Genomic DNA, 417 nt, shown 5'->3' with positions numbered 1-417 from the left:
TCCCTGGAGCTTGTTGGTGTCCTGGTACTCGTCCACGAGGACGGTGTGGAAGCGTTCGGTGAGCTGCTCACGCACCGCGGAGTGCTCGGTGAGCAGCCGCTTCAGGTTGAGCAGCAGGTCATCGAAGTCCATCAGGTGCAGCTGCGCCTTGCGCTGCCGGTAGCGCGCCGCCGTCGCGAGAATCTCCGGGGCCAGGGGCAGGAACTGGGGCCTCCGGTCGAAGAGCACCTCGGAGACGGCCTGCTGGAGGTTGGTGGCCAGCGACACCAGCTCCAACACCAGCTCCGGCCGGGGGAAGCGCTTGTCGCTCTTGAGCTTGCGCTCGGCCAGGCAGGTGACCATCAAGTCCCGGGCGTCCTCCCGGTCCAACACCGTGAAGCGGTCCGAGTAGCCCAGCACTCCCGCATGCTGGCGCAG

Annotated in this window: 1 protein-coding gene; it reads right to left on the bottom strand. The window is 67.1% G+C overall.

What is annotated here, in order from left to right:
- A partial coding sequence (locus tag D7Y04_RS43015) for a UvrD-helicase domain-containing protein (protein WP_158627703.1) occupies positions 1–417 on the bottom strand: 417 nt, incomplete at both ends.

This window comes from Corallococcus sp. AB038B (genome assembly GCF_003668955.1).
Taxonomy (GTDB): Bacteria; Myxococcota; Myxococcia; order Myxococcales; family Myxococcaceae; genus Corallococcus; species Corallococcus exiguus.
This window is presented reverse-complemented; position numbering and strand designations above follow the sequence as displayed.